Genomic DNA, 14968 nt, shown 5'->3' with positions numbered 1-14968 from the left:
GAATACGTCTATTCTAGCGTCTTATTTTAACGAATCAAAAGTGAAGGTGGCTTTTTGTTGATGGGTTATTGAATTAAGTGTCGGTTCTGTTGCTTAATCATTATCAACAGGACGCAGGAGTATAAATAATGAAAACCGCTTACATCGCAAAACAACGCCAGATCAGTTTCGTAAAATCCCATTTTTCCCGCCAACTGGAAGAGAAGCTTGGTCTTATTGAAGTTCAGGCGCCGATTCTGAGCCGCGTGGGTGACGGGACGCAGGATAACCTGTCTGGATGCGAAAAAGCGGTACAGGTGAAAGTGAAAACACTGCCAGATGCACAGTTCGAAGTGGTGCATTCCCTGGCGAAGTGGAAGCGTCAAACCCTGGGACAACACGACTTCAGCGCGGGCGAAGGGCTCTACACGCACATGAAAGCCCTTCGCCCCGATGAAGACCGCCTCTCCCCGATTCACTCTGTCTACGTTGACCAGTGGGACTGGGAGCGCGTAATGGGTGACGGCGAGCGTCATGTCGGTACGCTGAAATCCACCGTTAAGGCGATCTACGCCGGAATCAAAGCGACCGAAGCGGCCGTGAGCAAAGAGTTTGGTCTGGTACCGTTCCTGCCGGATACGATCCACTTTGTCCACAGCCAGGAACTGCTGAGCCGTTTCCCGGATCTGGATGCCAAAGGCCGCGAGCGGGCGATCGCCAAAGAGCTGGGCGCGGTATTTCTGATTGGCATCGGCGGCAAACTGTCTGATGGCAAACGTCACGACGTTCGTGCGCCGGATTATGATGACTGGAGCACCGCGGGCGAAAGCGAATATGCCGGTCTGAACGGCGATATTCTGGTCTGGAACCCGGTTCTGGAAGATGCGTTTGAGCTCTCTTCGATGGGGATCCGCGTGGATGCAGAGGCGCTGAAGCGCCAGCTGGCGGTGACCGGTGATGAAGATCGCCTTAAATTAGAGTGGCATCAGGCGCTGCTGCGCGGTGAAATGCCGCAGACCATCGGCGGCGGTATCGGGCAGTCCCGTCTGACCATGCTGCTGCTGCAACTGTCTCACATTGGTCAGGTGCAATGTGGAGTCTGGCCGCAGCAGGTACGTGAAAGCGTCGGTTCTCTTCTTTAATTAACGCCGCCAGCGTCTGAGCAGGCGGCTACGCAACCCGGTATCAAAGCGCCAGATATGATCGAAGATGCGCATGATGCCGGGTTTTCCATGTGCGGACATCGCCACGGCATGAAAACGGTGCTGTTGCACGCGCTGCAGCTCCTTCACTTTATTTACCACATCTTCCGGCAGCCGCTGGGCAATGAAATCGGAAATCACCACCGCGTCAGCGTCGTACCAGTCGCCGCCCTGCATCCGTTCTACAATGCTGCGAAAACAGCTGGCCAGATCGGTGCCGCCGCGAAAACGCTGGCTTAAAAAGCGGATGGCCTGCTCAATGCCCTGCTGGTTCGTCAGCTCATAGCCCACAACTTCGCTGGAGAAGAGCATGATAAAGCAGCGACGGCGGTCAGCGAGCGCCACGCGCATCAGCGCCAGACAGAACGCCTTCGCACACTGCTCGTTAAAGCCGCCCATTGAGCCGGACGTATCCACGCAGACAATAAACGGCCCGCGCGGCTGCTCATCAAAGTCCTGATGCACGACCGGGCGCTGGCTGAGCTTCTCTCGCCAGGCTTCGCCGTGCAGCCGATAGGTGAGAAGCTGTTTTTCCACCAGCCGCCGGTAAAACTCATACTCCAGTTCGGTCATCCCCAGCGTGCTTAGCTCGGTCGGCAGCAGGCGCAGGATGTCATCGCTTTGCTGGAGTCCGTCGACCTGCTCCGGCACGGTAGCCGGTTCGCGTACAAGGGTGCGGAAGGTTTCCATCGGGGCATCTTTCTTTGGGACCGATTTGGCCTCTCGCGAGCGGCCGAGCTGTTCCGCGAGCTTCATCAACTCCGGCTGCTGGGTAAGAAAGTCGCCGTACTTCACGATCAGTTGATAATCCCCGCGCCGCAGCTGCCCGGCGCTCATATCCCAGAGGCGACCAGCGGCGTTTTCATTTTCTACCAGTACCTCTTCGAGCTGGCCACTCAGCGTCATGCGTTCCTGGACCTCGCTGAGCAGTTGTTCCCGTTCTTCATCCAGAAGCTGTTGGTTCAGCGTGGTAGCCTGGACGACCAGGCTCAGGCGCCAGCGCTGTAAAAAGAGCGTGTGCAGCGCCGGGGTAAAGGTGGCGTTTTCTGTGACCAGCGTTCTGGCCTGGCTGGCAAACGGAGAGTGGACTTTATCGAGCAGGGTAAGGGTTTGCGGGATCTGGACGATAAACTGTGGCGTCGATAGCCGCTGACACTGCTGATAGGCCGCGACTTCCTCCGTCAGTTCGGGCGGGACTTCTGTCTCCTTAAACCGCTGCCGCAGATTGTCGCGCCAGCGCGGGAGATCGTCCGTCATCGCTTTTTTGAGCTTCGGGAATTTTTCAAAGAAGGCCGCCAGCTGCGGCGATGCCAGAAGGGTAATAACCACCTCCTCGATCAACCCTTCCTCGCTGACGGCCAGCATCATATTGAGCGTGTCCAGCGTTAGCATTGACGCGCCTGTTTGATCTGTGCGCTGACGTCCTGCAGGCTGGCTTCAATGCGACCTAGCCAATCGCTATGAATAAAGAGGCATTTTTGCTGCTCGCTGAAGCGGGTGTGCTGCTGATGCCATTCGGTATCCAGCGCTTCCAGCTGCTGTTTAATCTCTTCCGGCACGCTGTCCGAGGCGGTGCCGGGAAGCGCAAGACGCGATCCCTGAAGGCTCACGTCGCGGATCACCAGGTGCTGGCTGCTGTCCACTTCCATATTCAGCGGCTGCGCGAAACCGATGCCGTTGAGCTTTCCGCGGATCTCCCCGCCCTTATCCAGCCACTGCGCCAGCGGCTCGCGTTCAATCGTAATGTGCACCACCTGCATATCATGCAGCTTGAGGGGCTGCTGGAGCAGCAGTGTCAGCGTCGTTCCGGTCAGATCGGCGGGTAGCTCGTAATGCGGTTTGCGGGCGAACATGCCGCCCAGTCGGTTCACTTTTAGCGCGGTTTTATCGCTTTGCTGCTGCTGGAGATGAATGCGCCGTTGGGCAATCGCCCCCAGTTGGTTGAGCATCGCCTGCTGCCCCCAGGCGTGCCCGGTCATCAAAACGTCCAGCTGCTGCTGCATCAGGTTCATGCCTTCTGCGTCGTGCCAGAGGCAGTCTTTTAGCAGGATCAGATCGATAGGGGCGACCGCGTCGCGACCGCTGAACAACGCGCTGGCCTGGAGCAGACGGATCGCTTTTTTCCAGCGACGATCCGAGACGTACGGGGCGGAAGGCAGGGAATCAAGCTGCTGGCGCAGCATGAAGATCAGCTCAAAGACGGCGTCGGGCAGTTTAATTTTACCGATCTCGTCCTGCCACTGATGGTACTCCTCGTCCGTCACCTGCAGTGAAGGCGCGACCGGGTTTTCGTTTTCGTCCTGCTGGCTCACCAGCATTGAACGGAAGTTTGATTTATCCTGGACTTTATCCAGCCACAGGCGGATCAGCATGCGGTCATACAGCGCTTCCAGGCTGCTGTCGGCTTCGGGCAGTTCGTTTGACGCGGCCACCAGCAGGCGCATGGGGATCTTCTCTTCGCTCGCGCCGTTACGGAAGCGGCGTTCGTTGATTGCCGTCAGCAGGGTATTCAGAATGGCCGGGCCGGCTTTCCAGATCTCATCAAGAAAGACGATTTCCGCTTCCGGGAGATAGCCCGCCGTCAGACGCTCATAGCGCCCTTCATCTTTCAGCGCCTGAATAGAAAGCGGGCCGAAAACTTCTTCTGGCGTGGAGAAGCGCGTCATCAAATACTCGAATGCGCGAGCGTTCTGGAAAGCGAATTTTAGGCGGCGTGCAATCAAACTTTTGGCAATGCCCGGCGGTCCCAGCAGAAATACGCTTTCACCGCTCAATGCCGCCAGCAGGCAAAGGCGAATGGCGTGGCTACGCTCGTAAAGGCCTTTCTCCAGCGCGCTGCTGAGGCGGGAAATTCTTTCTGCTAATAAATGTGAGTGAGCCATAATAGTTTTGCATCCTTTCGCCGTTGTGGCGGCCAATTGAAGCGAGTATAGACGTTTCAGTCAGGGCTGGTAATAGGCTGAAGTGCGGCGCAATTTTCTTTGCGCTACATTAATGCGGTTGCATTTAGGGGTACGATTTTGCAATGAATCGTGCATACTGTGCGCTTTTTGTGGACCAAGGGACAGGAACACATTTGTTATTTAAACGAAAAGACTAGTCTATGAGCACTGATAATAAGCAATCATTACCCGCAATAACGCTTGCGGCGATCGGGGTTGTCTACGGTGATATCGGCACCAGCCCACTTTATACGCTTCGTGAATGTTTGTCCGGCCAGTTTGGCTTTGGTGTTGAGCGCGATGCCGTGTTTGGCTTCCTGTCCCTCATCTTCTGGCTGCTGATTCTGGTCGTTTCCGTTAAATATCTCTCCTTCGTTATGCGTGCAGATAATGCGGGCGAAGGCGGGATCCTGACCCTGATGTCCCTTGCCGGTCGCAATACCTCGGCCAGAATGACGTCTGTGCTGGTGATTATCGGCCTGATAGGTGGCAGCTTCTTCTACGGGGAAGTGGTGATAACACCGGCTATCTCGGTGCTCTCGGCGATTGAAGGGCTGGAGATTATTGCCCCGCAGCTTGATGCCTGGGTTGTCCCGCTGGCAATCATCGTGTTGACGCTGCTGTTCATGATCCAGAAACACGGTACCGGGCTGGTGGGCAAACTGTTTGCGCCGATTATGCTGGCCTGGTTCCTGATCCTGGCGGCGCTCGGTTTGCGCAGCATTATTGCGAACCCGGACGTGCTGCATGCGCTAAACCCTTACTGGGCGGTGCATTTCTTCCTTGAATACAAAGTGGTTTCCTTCGTGGCGCTGGGTGCGGTCGTGCTCTCCATCACCGGTGTGGAGGCGCTCTATGCTGACATGGGGCATTTCGGGAAGCTGCCTATCCGCGTGGCATGGTTTATTGTGGTGCTCCCGTCGCTGGTGCTGAACTACTTCGGTCAGGGCGCGCTGTTGCTCAAGAACCCGGAGGCGATTAAGAACCCATTCTTCCTGCTGGCACCTGACTGGGCGCTGGTGCCTATGCTGATCCTCGCAACGCTGGCGACCGTGATTGCCTCTCAGGCGGTGATTTCCGGGGTGTTCTCTCTAACCCGTCAGGCCGTTCGTCTGGGATATCTCTCGCCAATGCGCATCATCCATACCTCAGAGATGGAGTCGGGCCAGATCTACATCCCGTTCGTTAACTGGCTGCTCTACTTCGCTGTTGTGATCGTGATTGTTAGCTTCGAACACTCCAGTAATCTGGCGGCGGCCTACGGTATTGCCGTGACCGGTACGATGGTGCTGACGTCGCTTCTCTCCACCACGGTGGCGTACCGCAACTGGCACTGGAATAAGTTCCTCGTGGGGATGATTCTGGTGGGCTTCCTGTGCATTGACGTGCCGCTGTTCTCTGCGAACCTCGACAAAATTGTCTCCGGTGGCTGGCTGCCGCTGACGCTGGGCCTGTTGATGTTCATTGTCATGACCACATGGAAAAGCGAGCGCTTCCGCCTGCTGCGCCGCATGCATGAGCACGGTAATTCTCTGGAGGCGATGATCGCGTCGCTTGAGAAATCCCCGCCGGTGCGCGTGCCGGGTACCGCGGTTTACATGTCTCGTGCCCTGAATGTGATCCCGTTTGCGCTGATGCATAACCTTAAGCACAACAAAGTGCTGCACGAGCGCGTGATCCTGCTGACGCTGCGCACCGAAGATGCGCCGTACGTTCACAACGTACGCCGCGTACAGATTGAGCAGCTGTCCCCGACCTTCTGGCGCGTGGTGGCGAGCTACGGCTGGCGTGAAACGCCGAACGTGGAAGAGGTGTTCCACCGCTGCGGTCTGGAAGGGTTAAGCTGCCGGATGATGGAGACGTCGTTCTTTATGTCCCACGAGTCGCTGATCATCGGCAAGCGCCCGTGGTACCTGCGTCTGCGCGGCAAGCTGTATCTGATCCTGCAGCGTAACGCCCTGCGCGCGCCTGACCAGTTTGAGATCCCGCCTAACCGCGTCATTGAGCTGGGGACGCAGGTTGAGATTTAAGTCTCCGTGCGGCCTGATGCCCTCACCCCGTCCCTCTCCCACAGGGAGAAGGCGCAAACATCTAAAACGGTAACCTGACGGTTACCGTTTTGCATTTACCTCCCCCTCCATTTCACTTAGCGAAACGTTTCGACGTTGATCACAAATCCGTTACGTCATGATGGTTTTCTGAACATTTATGCGGCTACACTATTTTTAGCGAAACGTTTCGCTAGTGGAGCAAGAAAATGAAGAAAGGCACGGTTCTCAACTCAGAAATCTCATCGGTTATTTCCCGTCTTGGGCATACCGATACGCTGGTGGTTTGCGATGCAGGCTTACCGGTTCCGCGCAGCACAACCCGTATCGATATGGCGTTAACGCAGGGCGTGCCCTCGTTTATGCAGGTACTGGAGGTGGTGACGGCGGAGATGCAGGTTGAGGCGGCCATTCTCGCGGCGGAAATCAAACAACATAATCCGCAACTCCACGAAACGTTGCTCAGCCACATTGAGCAACTGCAACAACACCAGGGAAACACCATAGAAATTCGTTACACAACGCACGAACAGTTCAAACAACAAACCGCAGACAGTCAGGCGGTGATTCGCAGCGGGGAGTGTTCCCCGTATGCGAATATCATTCTCTGTGCTGGCGTCACCTTCTGAGGCCATCATGGACGCATTACTGCAACTCAAAGGGATCGATAAGTCGTTCCCGGGCGTAAAAGCCCTCTCCGGTGCGGCGCTTAACGTCTACCCAGGACGCGTGATGGCGCTGGTGGGCGAAAACGGTGCCGGCAAATCCACCATGATGAAAGTGCTGACCGGGATCTACCAGCGTGATGCCGGTTCACTCGTTTGGCTGGGTAAAGAAACCACCTTTAACGGCCCGAAATCCTCTCAGGAAGCGGGCATCGGCATTATTCACCAGGAGCTGAACCTCATCCCGCAGCTCACCATTGCGGAAAACATCTTCCTGGGCCGCGAGTTCGTGAACCGGTTCGGCAAAATCGACTGGAAAACCATGTACGCCGAAGCGGACAAGCTGCTGGCGAAGCTGAACCTGCGCTTTAAGAGCGACCGCCTGGTGGGCGACCTCTCCATCGGCGATCAGCAGATGGTGGAAATCGCGAAGGTGCTGAGCTTCGAGTCGAAGGTCATCATTATGGATGAACCGACCGACGCCCTGACCGATACCGAAACCGAATCCCTGTTCCGCGTGATCCGCGAACTGAAAGCGCAGGGGCGCGGCATTGTCTATATCTCTCACCGCATGAAAGAGATCTTCGAAATTTGCGACGACGTGACCGTCTTCCGCGACGGCCAGTTTATTGCCGAGCGCGAAGTGGCGACGCTGACCGAAGATACGCTGATCGAAATGATGGTGGGACGTAAGCTCGAAGACCAATATCCGCATCTGGACAAAGCGCCGGGCGAGATCCGCCTGAAGGTAGATAACCTCTGCGGCCCAGGCGTAAACGATGTGACCTTTACCCTGCGTCAGGGCGAGATCCTGGGCGTGGCGGGCCTGATGGGCGCGGGCCGTACCGAGCTTATGAAAGTGCTGTACGGCGCACTGCCGCGCACCAGCGGTTACGTTACCCTTGACGGCCATGAAGTGGTGACCCGCTCGCCGCAGGACGGGCTGGCGAACGGCATTGTCTATATCTCCGAAGACCGCAAGCGCGACGGCTTAGTGCTGGGCATGTCGGTGAAAGAGAATATGTCCCTGACCGCGCTGCGCTATTTCAGCCATAGCGGCGGCAGCCTGAAGCATAAAGATGAGCAGCAGGCGGTCAGTGATTTTATCCGTCTCTTCAACGTTAAAACCCCGTCGATGGAGCAGGCTATTGGCCTGCTTTCCGGCGGGAATCAGCAGAAAGTGGCGATTGCCCGCGGGCTGATGACGCGCCCGAAGGTGTTGATCCTCGACGAGCCAACCCGCGGCGTGGACGTGGGCGCGAAAAAAGAGATCTATCATCTGATTAATCAGTTCAAGGCCGACGGTCTGAGCATCATTCTGGTCTCTTCCGAGATGCCAGAGGTATTAGGCATGAGCGATCGCATTATCGTCATGCATGAAGGGCATCTCGGCGGTGAATTCACTCGCGAGCAGGCCACCCAGGAAGTTCTGATGGCTGCCGCTGTGGGCAAGCTTAATCGCGTGAATCAGGAGTAAGAAGATGACTACCCAGGCTGTTTCTGGTCGCCGCTATTTCACAAAGGCATGGCTGATGGAACAAAAATCGCTGATTGCCCTGCTGGTGCTGATCGCGATTGTCTCGACCATGAGCCCGAACTTTTTTACCGTCAATAATCTGTTCAACATTCTGCAGCAGACGTCGGTGAACGCCATTATGGCGGTCGGCATGACGCTGGTGATTTTGACCTCGGGTATCGATCTGTCCGTCGGTTCCCTGCTGGCGCTCACCGGTGCGATCGCCGCTTCAATTGTGGGAATTGAGGTCAACGCGCTGGTGGCCGTTGCGGCTGCACTGGCGGCTGGCGCGGCGATTGGTGCCGTTACCGGCGTGATTGTGGCAAAAGGCCGCGTTCAGGCGTTTATCGCCACGCTGGTGATGATGCTGCTGCTGCGCGGTGTGACCATGGTTTACACCAACGGTAGCCCGGTGAATACCGGGTTTACGGATAACGCGGATCTGTTTGGCTGGTTCGGTATCGGTCGCCCGCTAGGTGTCCCGACCCCGGTCTGGATCATGGCTATCGTCTTCCTGGCGGCGTGGTACATGCTGCACCATACCCGCCTGGGCCGTTATATCTATGCGCTGGGTGGTAACGAAGCGGCCACGCGCCTGTCCGGTATCAGCGTTAATAAAGTCAAAATTATCGTGTACTCCCTGTGCGGCCTGCTGGCCTCTCTGGCGGGCATCATCGAAGTGGCGCGCCTCTCTTCCGCACAGCCGACGGCGGGTACGGGGTACGAGCTGGATGCCATCGCGGCGGTGGTTCTGGGCGGTACGAGTCTTGCGGGCGGTAAAGGTCGCATTGTTGGGACATTGATCGGCGCACTCATCCTCGGTTTCCTGAATAATGGTTTGAATTTGTTAGGTGTTTCCTCCTATTACCAGATGATCGTTAAGGCAGTGGTGATTTTGCTGGCGGTACTGGTAGACAACAAAAAACAGTAACTGACGACACTACAGGACATCTTAGATATGAACATGAAAAAACTGGCTACCCTGGTTTCCGCTGTCGCGCTGAGCGCAACCGTAAGTGCTAACGCCATGGCGAAAGATACCATCGCGCTGGTTGTCTCTACCCTGAACAACCCGTTCTTCGTCTCCCTGAAGGACGGTGCGCAGAAAGAAGCGGACAAACTGGGCTACAACCTGGTGGTGCTGGATTCACAGAACAACCCGGCGAAAGAGCTGGCTAACGTTCAGGACTTAACCGTTCGTGGCACCAAAATTCTGCTGATCAACCCAACCGATTCTGATGCCGTAGGCAACGCCGTGAAGATGGCAAACCAGGCGAAAATTCCGGTGATCACTCTGGACCGTCAGGCAACGAAAGGCGAAGTTGTGAGCCACATTGCGTCTGATAACGTGCTGGGCGGTAAAATTGCTGGTGACTACATCGCGAAGAAAGCCGGTGAAGGCGCGAAAGTTATCGAACTGCAGGGTATCGCCGGTACTTCCGCGGCCCGTGAACGTGGTGAAGGCTTCCAGCAGGCCGTGGCTGCACACAAATTCAACGTGCTGGCCAGCCAACCGGCAGACTTCGACCGTACTAAGGGTCTGAACGTCATGCAGAACCTGCTGACCGCGCATCCAGATGTGCAGGCGGTATTTGCACAGAACGATGAGATGGCGCTCGGTGCGCTGCGTGCGCTCCAGACTGCGGGTAAATCAGATGTGATGGTTGTCGGATTTGACGGCACGCCGGATGGTGAAAAAGCAGTAAATGATGGCAAACTGGCTGCGACCATCGCTCAGCTGCCTGAGCAGATTGGCGCGACTGGCGTTGAAACTGCCGACAAAGTGCTGAAGGGCGAAAAAGTTCAGGCCAAATACCCTGTTGACCTGAAGCTGGTCATTAAGCAGTAAAGGCGATTCAGGCAGTCGCTGGCTGCCTGAGGGACACCAAATAAAAGAAAAGTGTGGCATACGCCACCGGGTAATACCGGTGGCGCTCTCAGATGGACACCTCAATACATGAAAACCGCAGGCAACCTCGTCGTCCTTGGCAGTATCAATGCCGATCACATTCTTAACCTTGAAACGTTCCCCACTCCGGGCGAAACCGTCACCGGCAATCAGTATCAGGTCGCGTTCGGCGGTAAGGGCGCAAACCAGGCAGTTGCCGCCGGGCGCAGCGGGGCGAATATCGCGTTTATCGCCTGTACGGGTGATGACGATACCGGCGAGCGCGTACGCAAGCAGCTGGCGAGCGACAACATCGATATCGCACCGGTCAGCGTTGTCGCGGGAGAGTCTACCGGCGTGGCGCTGATTTTCGTTAACGCTGAAGGTGAGAATGTCATTGGTATTCATGCGGGGGCTAACGCCGCGTTAACGACTGAACGCGTCGAAGCGCAGCGTGGCATCATCGCCGGAGCGGAAGCCCTGCTGATGCAGCTGGAGTCTCCGGTTGAAAGCGTGCTGACCGCCGCGAAAATTGCGCATGAAAATCATACCACTGTCGTACTTAACCCTGCGCCTGCCCGTGTATTATCAGATGAACTGCTGGCGCTGGTGGACATCATTACGCCGAACGAAACCGAAGCGGAAAAGCTGACGGGCATTCGCGTTGAAAATGACAATGATGCCGCGCGTGCGGCGAAAGTGCTGCATGCAAAAGGCATCGGGACCGTTATCATTACTCTTGGTAGCCGCGGGGTGTGGGCTAGCGTCAATGGCGAAGGCCGTCGCGTGCCGGGCTTTAAGGTCAAAGCCATTGATACCATCGCCGCTGGAGACACCTTCAATGGTGCGCTGGTGACGGCATTGCTGGAAGGAAAAGCGATGGATGACGCGATCCGCTTTGCACATGCCGCCGCCGCGATTGCGGTGACGCGCAAAGGCGCACAGCCTTCCGTTCCGTGGCGTAAAGAGATCGATGAATTCTTAAGTCAGCAGGGGTAACGCTTGGCTACGATGAAAGATGTCGCCCGCATGGCGGGCGTTTCTACTTCGACCGTCTCTCACGTTATTAATAACGACCGCTTCGTCAGCGAGGCGATTCGGGAGAAAGTCGAAGCCGCAGTAAAAGACCTCAACTATGCGCCGTCGGCGCTGGCGCGCAGTCTGAAGCTTAACCAGACGCGCACCATCGGCATGCTGATCACGGCCAGTACCAATCCTTTCTATTCTGAACTTGTTCGTGGCGTAGAGCGCAGCTGCTTCGAGCGTGGCTACAGTCTGGTGCTGTGCAATACTGAAGGCGACGAGCAGCGCATGAACCGCAACCTGGAAACGCTGATGCAAAAACGCGTCGACGGGCTGCTGCTGCTCTGTACCGAAACGCATCAACCTTCAAAAGAGATCATTCAGCGCTATCCTTCTATTCCCACGGTAATGATGGACTGGGCGCCGTTCGACGGTACCAGCGATCTGATTCAGGATAACTCGCTGCTGGGCGGCGATATGGCGACGCAGCACCTGATTGATAAAGGCTATACCCGCATTGCCTGCATTACCGGCCCGCTGGATAAAACCCCGGCGCGCTTGCGTCTGGAAGGCTATCTTTCGGCAATGGAGCGGGCAGGGCTTGCCATTCCTGATGGCTATCGCATCACCGGCGATTTCGAGTTTAACGGCGGTTTCGAGGCAATGCAGACGCTGCTGGCGCAAGAGCCTCGCCCGCAGGCGGTGTTTATCGGCAACGATGCGATGGCGTTTGGTGCCTATCAGGCGCTGTATCAGGCGGGACTGCGCGTTCCAGACGATATGGCGATCGTGGGCTACGATGATATCGAACTGGCGCGCTACATGACGCCGCCGCTGACCACGATCCATCAGCCGAAGGATGAACTGGGTGAGCTGGCCATCGACGTGTTGATCCACCGTATGGCGCAGCCCACGCTGCAACAGCAACGTTTGCAGCTTACTCCTGTTCTGATGGAACGCGGTTCGGTTTAGCTTTCTCTTTGTGACGCTCTTTAATCAGGTTCCGGCCATCTTTCGGTTTTAACAACATAAAGACCAGCGCCGACACCACGGTAAGCGCGCCCATGGTGATAAAGGCATAGTGGAACTGCTCAACGGTATTCGTGCCGCCAAACCCTTCATAAAACCGCAGCACCGCCGCGCTCACGGCTACCCCGAGGCTGATCGACAGCTGTTGGGTCACCGCCAGTACGCTGTTGCCGCTGCTCGCGTTCTCGTCGGTCAGGTCCGCAAGGGTGATGGTGTTCATCGACGTGAACTGCGTTGACATCGCCATTCCCAGCACAAACAGCGGCAGGATCAACATCCAGACCGGTAACGCCGCGGATTGCAGCGAGAACTGCGCAATCATCAGACCGATAAAGACCGTCACGCCAACCAGCGTTTTACGATAGCCAAACCAGCGCAGTACCTGCGTGACCGTTGATTTCGCCAGAATGGAACCCATTGCCGTGGGCGCCATCATGCAGCCGGCAATCAGCGCCGGGTAGCCGAACCCCACCTGCAGCATCAATGGCATCAGGAACGGTACGCAGCCCGTGCCCAGACGTGAGGCAATATTGCCCGCGATCCCGACGGAAAAGGTTCGGGTGTTAAAGAGAGATAAAGAGATAAGCGGTGTCGGGTGACGACGCGCATGGCGTATATAAAGAAGGAACAGCAGAATACCACTGAGGATGACGGTGAGCGCCAGCCACGTTTCAACGAGCTTCTCGCCAATGAGCTCCATGCCACTGGAGAACAGCACCAGGCTCAGTCCAAACAGGAAAAAGCCGCCCATATCGAAGCTGCGCCTTGGCGTGGTGAAGTTCGGCATATATTTGCGGGCATAGATCAGCCCTGCCACGCCAATCGGAATATTAATCAGGAAAATCCAGTGCCAGCTTGCCCAGGTAACCAGCACACCCCCGAGGACCGGGCCAAGTATTGGGCCGACCAGCCCCGGCATGGTGACAAAGTTGAGTACGGGGAGCAATTCGCTGCGTGGGTAGGCACGCAGCAAAGCGAGGCGCGCCACCGGCATCATCATCGCGCCGCCGATGCCCTGCAGTACGCGAAAGATAACCAGCTCCGTTAATGAAGTGGAGAGCGCGCAGGCCAGTGAACCGAGCGTAAAGAGCGTTACGGCCAGCATGAACACTCTGCGGGTACCGAAGCGATCGGCCAGCCAGCCACTTACCGGGATCAACATTGCCACCGTGAGGGTGTAGCTGATGATGGCGGACTGCATTGCCAGCGGGGAGCGGTTAAGGCTTTGCGCAATGGCGGGAAGCGCCGTATTGAGGATGGTGGCATCCAGTGCCTGCATAAAGAACGCCATGGCTGCAATCCACGGCAATCCGGCCATGCTGCGCGCTTTTTTCTCTGTCATTTATTTACCTGCTGGTGGGTTGGTGCGGTCAGCAATGCCTGACATGCAGTCAGGGCTCGCTGCCCGTCGCTCTCCTGAATGGCATCTACTATCGCCTGATGCAAATCCAGCTTTACCACTTCGTCTTGTGTAATAGAGGTAAAGTAGGTGTGGTACACCGAATGGAATAACGAAGCAAAGGAAGTGAGGAACGGATTGGCGCTCATCATATAGATATGTTCATGCCAGGCCATATCGACCTCAATCCATCGTTCCCGGTTGAAGTGTTTTTTCAGGAACACCATCTCTTCCATGAGTGCGTTAAGCTGCGCTTTCTGCTCTGCTGTCCCGAGCGTGGCGGCAAGCAGGCATGCCTGAGGTTCAAGGCTGCTGCGCATTACAAGAAAGTGGTCGACGACCTGATGAAAGTTGTCTTCGGTCATCCACCAGGAGAGCAGCTCCTGATCGAGAAAATTCCAGTTATTCTGTGGCATCACGCGCGTGCCAATACGAGGGCGTGGAAGCACCATACCTTTTGCCGTAAGGGTTTTCACCGCCTCGCGAACCGCGGTACGGCTTACTCCAAACTGCTCACCCAGCTCCAATTCGCCCGGCAGGATGCTCCCCGGGGCATATTTACCCGCTAAAATCCGCTGCGCCAGCTTTTCTGCCAGCACATAGGACAGATTTTTTTGGGCGGCCAGCTGTTGTGCGCTTAATGGCATCGCTTTTATTCCTTAATGTTTCATGCTGTTAATTATGCCACCTCGAATGTGATTGTGGTTGCAGATACATCAAATAGAACAATTTGTAGCTTGATAGCACCTCTGTTGGTGAAAAAAAACACGGTCAGAAACTTTTTTTGAATTTCCTCTTGTCACTTAAGAATAACGCCCTATAATGCGCCTCCACTGACACGGAACAACGGCACACACGCCGCCGGGTCAGCAGAGAAAAGCGAAATAAATGCTTGACTCTGAAGCGGGAAAGCGTAATATGCACACCCCGCGCCGCAGCGAAAACGTAGCGGCACTGCTCTTTAACAATTTATCAGACAATCTGTGTGGGCACTCAAAGTGACATGGATTCTTAACGTCCTCGGACGAAAAATGAATACCAAGTCTCTGAGTGAACATACGTAATTCATTACGAAGTTTAATTCACGAGCATCAAACTTAAATTGAAGAGTTTGATCATGGCTCAGATTGAACGCTGGCGGCAGGCCTAACACATGCAAGTCGAACGGTAGCACAGAGAGCTTGCTCTCGGGTGACGAGTGGCGGACGGGTGAGTAATGTCTGGGAAACTGCCTGATGGAGGGGGATAACTACTGGAAACGGTAGCTAATACCGCAT

General features: G+C 56.0%; 12 protein-coding genes and 1 rRNA gene. 9 read left to right on the top strand and 4 right to left on the bottom strand.

The window, feature by feature from the left end:
• Window positions 1-128: 128 nt before the first annotated feature.
• The gene (asnA, locus tag HBA26_RS11775; RefSeq protein ID WP_126345648.1) at window positions 129-1121 is read left to right on the top strand and encodes an aspartate--ammonia ligase; all 993 of its coding nucleotides are present in this window, start codon (window positions 129-131) and stop codon (window positions 1119-1121) included.
• Here the strand turns inward: asnA and viaA are convergent, their stop codons facing one another.
• Both viaA and ravA read right to left on the bottom strand, forming a co-directional pair.
• The gene (viaA, locus tag HBA26_RS11770) at window positions 1122-2573 is read right to left on the bottom strand and encodes an ATPase RavA stimulator ViaA (protein ID WP_126345649.1); all 1452 of its coding nucleotides are present in this window, start codon (window positions 2571-2573) and stop codon (window positions 1122-1124) included.
• Window positions 2567-4063 (bottom strand): ATPase RavA, encoded by a 1497-nt coding sequence (gene ravA, locus HBA26_RS11765; RefSeq protein WP_126345650.1) that lies wholly within the window; start codon window positions 4061-4063, stop codon window positions 2567-2569. The genes viaA and ravA overlap by 7 nt, the downstream gene beginning before the upstream one ends.
• Before the next feature lie 221 nt (window positions 4064-4284).
• Here ravA and kup point away from each other — a divergent pair, with 221 nt between their 5' ends.
• The 7 genes from kup to rbsR all read left to right on the top strand — a co-directional run bounded on the left by kup (window position 4285) and on the right by rbsR (window position 12235).
• Window positions 4285-6153: a low affinity potassium transporter Kup gene (kup, locus tag HBA26_RS11760; protein ID WP_041911753.1), complete on the top strand. Its 1869-nt coding sequence runs from the start codon at window positions 4285-4287 to the stop codon at window positions 6151-6153.
• A 227-nt stretch (window positions 6154-6380) separates the two neighbouring features.
• On the top strand, window positions 6381-6800 hold the full coding sequence (rbsD, locus tag HBA26_RS11755) for a D-ribose pyranase (protein WP_003862392.1): 420 nt from the start codon (window positions 6381-6383) through the stop codon (window positions 6798-6800).
• Window positions 6801-6807: 7 nt separating this feature from the next.
• The gene (gene rbsA, locus HBA26_RS11750) at window positions 6808-8313 is read left to right on the top strand and encodes a ribose ABC transporter ATP-binding protein RbsA (protein WP_126345655.1); all 1506 of its coding nucleotides are present in this window, start codon (window positions 6808-6810) and stop codon (window positions 8311-8313) included.
• 4 nt (window positions 8314-8317) lie between these two features.
• Complete coding sequence (gene rbsC, locus HBA26_RS11745) at window positions 8318-9283, top strand: ribose ABC transporter permease (protein WP_006808742.1); 966 nt, start codon at window positions 8318-8320, stop codon at window positions 9281-9283.
• Between the two features lie 27 nt (window positions 9284-9310).
• Window positions 9311-10201, top strand: coding sequence for a ribose ABC transporter substrate-binding protein RbsB (rbsB, locus tag HBA26_RS11740; protein ID WP_010426610.1), 891 nt, complete (start codon window positions 9311-9313; stop codon window positions 10199-10201).
• A gap of 108 nt (window positions 10202-10309) precedes the next feature.
• A complete protein-coding gene (gene rbsK, locus HBA26_RS11735) occupies window positions 10310-11239 on the top strand; it encodes a ribokinase (RefSeq protein ID WP_028014906.1) in 930 nt (309 codons plus the stop codon).
• A 3-nt stretch (window positions 11240-11242) separates the two neighbouring features.
• On the top strand, window positions 11243-12235 hold the full coding sequence (gene rbsR, locus HBA26_RS11730) for a ribose operon transcriptional repressor RbsR (protein ID WP_072252026.1): 993 nt from the start codon (window positions 11243-11245) through the stop codon (window positions 12233-12235).
• Here rbsR and mdtD read toward each other — a convergent pair.
• Complete coding sequence (mdtD, locus tag HBA26_RS11725) at window positions 12201-13634, bottom strand: multidrug transporter subunit MdtD (RefSeq protein WP_126345651.1); 1434 nt, start codon at window positions 13632-13634, stop codon at window positions 12201-12203. The genes rbsR and mdtD overlap by 35 nt on opposite strands.
• Entirely contained in the window at window positions 13631-14338 is a 708-nt protein-coding gene (locus HBA26_RS11720) for a FadR/GntR family transcriptional regulator (RefSeq protein ID WP_028014903.1), read from the bottom strand. The genes mdtD and HBA26_RS11720 overlap by 4 nt, the downstream gene beginning before the upstream one ends.
• A 452-nt stretch (window positions 14339-14790) precedes the next feature.
• Here HBA26_RS11720 and HBA26_RS11715 point away from each other — a divergent pair.
• Window positions 14791-14968 (top strand): 16S ribosomal RNA (locus HBA26_RS11715); the annotation flags it as partial.

It is taken from the genome of Enterobacter sp. 725m/11 (assembly GCF_011683705.1).
Classification (GTDB): domain Bacteria; phylum Pseudomonadota; class Gammaproteobacteria; order Enterobacterales; family Enterobacteriaceae; genus Enterobacter; species Enterobacter bugandensis.
Note: the sequence above shows the minus strand (reverse complement) of the source record. Positions and strands in the feature narration are given on the sequence as shown.

What these genes read in the sequence shown, in the direction of transcription:
- kup (WP_041911753.1), top strand. Translation starts at nt 4,285, where the DNA reads ATGAGCACTGATAATAAGCAATCATTACCCGCAATAACGCTTGCGGCG.
- asnA (WP_126345648.1), top strand. Translation starts at nt 129, where the DNA reads ATGAAAACCGCTTACATCGCAAAACAACGCCAGATCAGTTTCGTAAAA.
- rbsA (WP_126345655.1), top strand. Translation starts at nt 6,808, where the DNA reads ATGGACGCATTACTGCAACTCAAAGGGATCGATAAGTCGTTCCCGGGC.
- rbsK (WP_028014906.1), top strand. Translation starts at nt 10,310, where the DNA reads ATGAAAACCGCAGGCAACCTCGTCGTCCTTGGCAGTATCAATGCCGAT.
- HBA26_RS11720 (WP_028014903.1), bottom strand. Translation starts at nt 14,338, where the DNA reads ATGCCATTAAGCGCACAACAGCTGGCCGCCCAAAAAAATCTGTCCTAT.
- ravA (WP_126345650.1), bottom strand. Translation starts at nt 4,063, where the DNA reads ATGGCTCACTCACATTTATTAGCAGAAAGAATTTCCCGCCTCAGCAGC.
- rbsC (WP_006808742.1), top strand. Translation starts at nt 8,318, where the DNA reads ATGACTACCCAGGCTGTTTCTGGTCGCCGCTATTTCACAAAGGCATGG.
- rbsD (WP_003862392.1), top strand. Translation starts at nt 6,381, where the DNA reads ATGAAGAAAGGCACGGTTCTCAACTCAGAAATCTCATCGGTTATTTCC.
- viaA (WP_126345649.1), bottom strand. Translation starts at nt 2,573, where the DNA reads ATGCTAACGCTGGACACGCTCAATATGATGCTGGCCGTCAGCGAGGAA.
- rbsB (WP_010426610.1), top strand. Translation starts at nt 9,311, where the DNA reads ATGAACATGAAAAAACTGGCTACCCTGGTTTCCGCTGTCGCGCTGAGC.
- mdtD (WP_126345651.1), bottom strand. Translation starts at nt 13,634, where the DNA reads ATGACAGAGAAAAAAGCGCGCAGCATGGCCGGATTGCCGTGGATTGCA.